Annotated in this window: 6 protein-coding genes; 2 read left to right on the top strand and 4 right to left on the bottom strand. The window is 70.6% G+C overall.

Annotated features, from left to right (window positions below; genetic code table 11):
• On the bottom strand, positions 1-460 hold a 460-nt coding region (locus tag BFF77_RS21415; RefSeq protein ID WP_425424410.1), incomplete at its 3' end, for a GntR family transcriptional regulator.
• Positions 461-607: 147 nt separating this feature from the next.
• On the opposite strand from BFF77_RS21415, the gene BFF77_RS21410 reads away from it, so the two are divergent.
• Positions 608-1,456 carry a (2Fe-2S)-binding protein gene (locus tag BFF77_RS21410; protein ID WP_066952381.1) on the top strand — a complete coding sequence of 283 codons (849 nt, stop codon included), beginning with the start codon at positions 608-610 and terminating at the stop codon, positions 1,454-1,456.
• Positions 1,457-1,666: 210 nt separating this feature from the next.
• Complete coding sequence (locus BFF77_RS21405) at positions 1,667-2,716, top strand: DUF2637 domain-containing protein (RefSeq protein WP_066952379.1); 1,050 nt, start codon at positions 1,667-1,669, stop codon at positions 2,714-2,716.
• 91 nt (positions 2,717-2,807) lie between these two features.
• On the opposite strand, the gene BFF77_RS21400 is transcribed toward BFF77_RS21405, so the two are convergent.
• From BFF77_RS21400 to BFF77_RS21390, 3 genes are all read right to left on the bottom strand, one after another.
• Positions 2,808-3,209, bottom strand: coding sequence for an ATP-binding protein (locus BFF77_RS21400; RefSeq protein ID WP_066952377.1), 402 nt, complete (start codon positions 3,207-3,209; stop codon positions 2,808-2,810).
• 186 nt (positions 3,210-3,395) lie between these two features.
• Entirely contained in the window at positions 3,396-5,138 is a 1,743-nt protein-coding gene (locus BFF77_RS21395) for a pyruvate dehydrogenase (RefSeq protein ID WP_066952375.1), read from the bottom strand.
• A 228-nt stretch (positions 5,139-5,366) separates the two neighbouring features.
• Positions 5,367-5,853, bottom strand: a 487-nt coding sequence (locus tag BFF77_RS21390; protein ID WP_141698485.1) for a protein phosphatase 2C domain-containing protein, incomplete at its 5' end; no start/stop codon positions are given.

Genomic DNA, 5,853 nt, shown 5'->3' with positions numbered 1-5,853 from the left:
CCGCCAGCGGACGTAGTTCCGCCCAGTGTTCGGTGGATACGGTACGGGCCAGCCGCAGCATCACCGGTACCTCGATGAGCGCACGTACCTCGGCCAGCTCCGCCAACTCCCGCGCGCTGCGTTCGACGACCCGGAAACCGCGGTTCGGGACGACCTCGACCGCGCCTTCGAGCGCGAGCTGCTGCATGGCCTCGCGCACGGGCGTGGCGGAGACACCGTAGCGCTCGCCCAGCACGGGAGCCGAGTAGACCTCACCGGGAACCAGCTCACCACCGACGAGCGCGGAGCGCAGGGCGGCGAGGACCTGTCCCCGTACGGAGTGCCGGCGCACGGTCCGGGGCGCGGCCGGCTCACCGTGCGTGTGCTCGCCACGGGCCACCCGCCGGGCGTCCGGACCCGCCTGGTACGGGATCGGCGCGGCGCTCTCCGCCGCTCTGCCGCGCTGCTCCACCCCGCCCACCTCCGCACACCCACCGTCGCGCCCCACCCCCGGCCCGGCGCCGGATGCATCTGTGCACGATAGGCCGCCTCCGCCGCACTTCAAACCCGATCACATCGGGTAAGGTAAGGCTTACCTGCAAACGATCCCGATTCGGTGGTCCCCTGCATGACCGTGCCCACGCTGCTGCCCGGCCTTCCCACCTCGCCCGTGACGGACGCGTACGCCCGTCTCACCGAGGTGTTTCCCTCGCTGAGCATCGACCACCTCACCGACGGTGAGCGGCCTCCGGCCGACGGAGGCTGGGTCGGCGCGGCGGATCTCGCCGCCGGGGGCGTGGCCCTCGACACATTTCTCGACTGGGACGACGCGCAGGTCGTCCGGGACCACGGACAGCGGGCGCGCCCCGATGTGATCGCCGGTTTCGCGCTGCACCGCTACGCCTGGCCGGCCTGTCTGCTGATCACCGTGCCCTGGTTCCTGCACCGCAGGGTGCCCAGGATCCCCGTGGGGGACGTCTTCCTCCAGCGGGCCCTCGGCAGGATGGGCGTCCGGGTCCGGGACTTCGCCTGTCTGCCGGACGATCCCGCGGCGGACCTGCCCGGCGCCCGGGTCGTACCGGACGAGGAGGCCCTGCGCGCCGAGGTGCGGGAGGCCGCCGCCGAGCATCTCGGTCCGGTGCTGGACGGCTTCGGCCCGCGTATGCGGCGCGGCCGGAGAGCGCTGTGGGGCATGGCGACCGACGAGATCGTCGAGGGTCTCTGGTACATCGGCCATCTCCTGGGTGAGGAGCGGCGCGCGATGGCGGAGCTGGAGCTGCTGCTGCCGGGGACGACCGGACCGTACGTCGGCACGGCCGGTTTCCGCGAACTGACCGGCCCCGGCGGGGAGTCGCTGCCGACCCGGGACCGGGCGAGCTGCTGCTTCTTCTACACGCTGCGGCCGGAGGACACATGTGCCACTTGTCCGCGTACGTGTGACGCCGATCGTGTCCAGAAGTTGAGTACGGGCGTCTGACCCCTCGTCACCCGAGGAGCCAAGCCACCCGCTAGGGTGATATTAATCGAACATGACAGCCGCCTCTCGTGCGGCAGTTCTGTTCGATCGCGCCTATCAGTGTGCCCCACCACCTCGTTGGCGTCTTCTTGCTCCAAAACCCCCTGAGCGGCACCGCTCTTCCGCCAATATGGCGCCCGAAACGCCCTACTGCGATGCAAGGAACACCGCATGCAACTGACCGACATATCGCTGAACTGGCTGCTTCCCGTCGGCGTGCTGATCGTCGGAATCCTGGTGGCGGTGGCAGTGCTCGCGCGCGGTAAGCGCGCCGGTGACAAGGCCGCGGCCGAGGATTCATGGGAACGCAGTGAAGAACGCCGCAGACGGAAGGAGACCATCTACGGCGCCGCCTCCTACGCACTGCTCTTCTGCTGTGCGGCGGTCGCCGCCGCCCTCTCGTTCAAAGGCCTGGTCGGATTCGGCCAGGAGAACCTCAGCCTGAGCGGCGGCTGGGAGTACCTCGTCCCGTTCGGTCTCGACGGCGCGGCGATGTTCTGCTCCGTGCTCGCCGTGCGCGAGGCCAGCCACGGTGACGCGGCCCTCGGCTCGCGACTGCTGGTGTGGACGTTCGCCGGCGCCGCCGCCTGGTTCAACTGGGTGCACGCGCCCAGGGGTCTGGGCCACGACGGCGCGCCGCAGTTCTTCTCCGGCATGTCCCTCTCGGCCGCGGTCCTCTTCGACCGCGCGCTGAAGCAGACCCGCCGGGCGGCGCTGCGCGAGCAGGGCCTGGTGCCCCGTCCGCTGCCGCAGATCCGCGTCGTACGGTGGCTGCGCGCTCCCCGTGAGACCTTCGGCGCCTGGTCGCTGATGCTCCTCGAAGGCGTTCGCACACTGGACGAGGCCGTCGAGGAGGTCCGCGAGGACCGCCGTCAGAAGGAGCAGAACAAGCACCGCAGGCGTGAGCAGCAGAAGCTGGACCGGGCGCAGATCAAGGCGCTCAACCGCCAGCACCGCGCCTGGGGACGCGGTGGCGGCCGTCAGGTCCCGCTGACCGCGGGCGGCGGCGGATCCGGTTCACCGGCCGCCGTCGAGGCCTCCGCGGAGCCTGCCATAGTGGAACCGGGTCAACTGCCTCATCGCTCGCAGCTCTCCCTCCAGGCCGTCAAAGGCGGTGAGGCCCGCACCGTGGACCTGACCGCGGAGGACGACACCCAGGCGCTTCCCCGGCTCGACTCGCTGGAGCGCAAGCTCACGGATCTGGAGCGGCAGTTCGGCTGAGCCGGATCCCTCTCCGATCAACAGCACCCGGACCGGTGTGACGGACTCCCGTCGCGCCGGTCCGCTGTTGTCTCACGCGTCCGCTGTTGTCTCACGCCGCTTCGCCGTTCATCTCGAACCAGACCACCTTGCCCAGCGGCCGGGCCCGTATGCCCCAGTCGTCCGCGAGGGTCCTCACCAGCGCCAGACCTCTGCCGTTCGTCGCGTCGTCGGCCGCCGGCTGCTGTGTCTCGGGCCTGGCCAGCGGCAGCGGCAGGGCGGTGACGAAGTCCCGGACCTCCACCCGCAGCCGTGAGTCCGCGACGGTCGCCGTGACCACCGCGCCCCGCTCGGTGTGCACCAGCGCGTTGGTGACCAGCTCGCTGATGAGCAGCTCCGCCACCTCCGCCGAGTCCCGCTCCCGCCAGTGCAGCAGCATCTCCCGCAAGGCGTGCCGCACTTCCGGGACTGCCGCGAGATCGGCACCTCCCACCCTGCGCCGTAGCCCTGTCATGGTTCTGTCCCCCCGTTCGTACCGGTGACGGATCCCGCTCTCGGACGCTTACGGAGAGCATGCCCCCGCCCCGATCACGGCACGCACGTCACCACCCATGTCGTTCGTCACGGTGCGCCTCCCCCGCCGGCGCGGTGGACGGAGTGCCGCGGACACGAAGCCCCGGCGTACGGCGGTCCCGCCAGGTCAGGGCCGCGGGACGTTTCGCAGGTTCGTACGGGCCAGTTGGAGCATGCGGCCCACTCCGCCGTCCAGCACGATCTTGCTCGCCGAGAGCGCGAAGCCGGTGACCATGTCCGCTCTGATCTTCGGCGGGATGGAGAGCGCGTTCGGGTCGGTGACCACGTCGACCAGGGCAGGGCCCTTGTGGCGGAACGCGTCCTTGAGCGCGCCCGCGAGCTGTCCGGGCTTCTCGACGCGTGCGCCGTGGACGCCGGCCGCGCGGGCGATGGCCGAGAAGTCCGGGTTGTGGTTGGTCGTGCCGTACGACGGCAGCCCGGCCACCATCATCTCCAGCTCCACCATGCCCAGCGCGGAGTTGTTGAAGAGCACGACCTTCACCGGCAGATCGTGCTGGACGAGGGTGAGGAAGTCACCCATCAGCATGGCGAATCCGCCGTCGCCCGACATGGAGACGACCTGGCGCTTCCGGTCGACGAACTGGGCGCCGATGGCCTGCGGCAGCGCGTTGGCCATCGAGCCGTGGCTGAAGGAGCCGATGACACGGCGGCGGCCGTTCGGCGTGAGATAACGGGCCGCCCAGACATTGCACATGCCGGTGTCGACGGTGAACACGGCGTCGTCGTCGGCGAGTTCGTCCAGCACCGCGGCGACGTACTCGGGATGGATCGGGACGTGCTTGTCCACCTTGCGGGTGTACGCCTTGACCACGCCCTCCAGCGCGTCGGCGTGCTTCCTCAGCATCTTGTCGAGGAAACGGCGGTCCGCCTTGGCCCGCACGCGCGGTGTGAGACAGCGCAGGGTCTCCCGGACATCGCCCCAGACCGCGAGGTCGAGCTTGGAGCGCCGGCCGAGGTTCTCGGGCCGTACATCGACCTGGGCGATCCTGACGTCGTCGGGCAGGAACGCGTTGTACGGGAAGTCCGTGCCGAGCAGGATCAGCAGATCGCACTCGTGCGTGGCCTCGTACGCGGCGCCGTAGCCGAGCAGTCCGCTCATGCCGACATCGAACTTGTTGTCGTACTGGATCCACTCCTTGCCCCGCAGGGCGTGCCCGATGGGGGACTTGATCCGCTCGGCGAACTCCATGACCTCGGCGTGCGCGCCGGCCGTGCCGCTGCCGCAGAAGAGTGTGACCCGCTCCGAGTCGTCGATCATCCGGGCGAGTTCGTCGATCTCCGCGTCGCCGGGCCGTACGGAGGGCCGGGAGGTGACCAGCGCGTGTTCCACCGCCCGTTCGGGGGCGGGCGCGGCGGCGATGTCACCGGGCAGGGTGACCACACTGACACCGCTCCGCCCGATCGCGTGCTGGATCGCCGTCTGGAGCAGCCGTGGCATCTGCTTGGGGCTGGAGATCATCTCGCAGTAGTGGCTGCACTCGCGGAAGAGCTGCTCGGGATGGGTCTCCTGGAAGTAGCCGAGCCCGATCTCGCCGGACGGAATGTGGGAGGCGAGGGCGAGTACGGGAGCCATGGAGCGGTGGGCGTCGTAGAGGCCGTTGATGAGATGGAGATTTCCGGGACCGCAGGAGCCCGCGCAGGCGGCGAGCCTGCCGGTGATCTGGGCCTCGGCGCCCGCGGCGAAGGCGGCGGTCTCCTCGTGTCTGACCTGGACCCAGTCGATCGCGCGGGTACGGCGGATGGCGTCCACGACCGGGTTGAGGCTGTCGCCGACGACTCCGTACAGCCGCTTGACGCCCGCCCGGACGAGGATGTCGACAAACTGCTCCGCCACGTTCTGCCTGGCCATGGAAGCGCGCCCTTCTCAGCCGGTGTCGAGGGACTCGTGGCCCGTCGGCGCACGTGTCCATCAAGCCACGGCGGGCGCGCTCGCGCCTGCGCGGTTAGGCCACGGTGGTCAGCGCGTGTCCGGTCCTGTCCGGTGGATCTCCGGCTGTTCCCCGGCTGCTCTCCGCCCGCTCCCTCGCTCCCCCGCCGCTCCCGGCCGCTCCTCGGCCGGTCCTCGGCTGGTCCCCGGCTACTCCTCCCAGACGCCGGCGGCGGTGCGGTCGTCGGCGTATCCCTCGATCCTGAGCTGGATGTCCGCGAGGTACTCGGGCAGTCCCGGAGCGCCGGTGGGGGCCCAGCGGGTGGCCAGTTCGCCGGCGAAGGCGGGCTCGCCGCGCAGCGGTTCCGCGAGACCGCCGCTGCACAGCAGGAGCGTGTCACCCGGCCGGGCGACCGAGGCACGGAACCGGAACGGCTCGGGCGGCGGCGGCAGCGGGCCCTCTATATAGGGGGACGGCGGTTTGGTGATCGCCAGATCCATGGTGAGGTGGTCGGCGTCCGGGGACACGGCGGGCCGGGAGCCGAAGCCGACGACCGGTTCACCGGTGACGGCGGCCGGCTCGGGGATCGCCGGTTCCAGGTCGTGCCACACACCGTCCCGCAGCCGGAAGAGGCCACCGTCGCCGACCCCGAAGAACACCCGCGTCCGGCATTCCGGGTCGGCGACGGTGGCCTCT

It is taken from the genome of Streptomyces lushanensis (assembly GCF_001700515.1).
GTDB lineage: Bacteria > Actinomycetota > Actinomycetes > Streptomycetales > Streptomycetaceae > Streptomyces > Streptomyces lushanensis.
This window is presented reverse-complemented; position numbering and strand designations above follow the sequence as displayed.

Coding starts and splice junctions, on each gene's coding strand:
- BFF77_RS21405 (WP_066952379.1), top strand. CDS start 1,667: ATGCAACTGACCGACATATCGCTGAACTGGCTGCTTCCCGTCGGCGTG.
- BFF77_RS21400 (WP_066952377.1), bottom strand. CDS start 3,209: ATGACAGGGCTACGGCGCAGGGTGGGAGGTGCCGATCTCGCGGCAGTC.
- BFF77_RS21395 (WP_066952375.1), bottom strand. CDS start 5,138: ATGGCCAGGCAGAACGTGGCGGAGCAGTTTGTCGACATCCTCGTCCGG.
- BFF77_RS21410 (WP_066952381.1), top strand. CDS start 608: ATGACCGTGCCCACGCTGCTGCCCGGCCTTCCCACCTCGCCCGTGACG.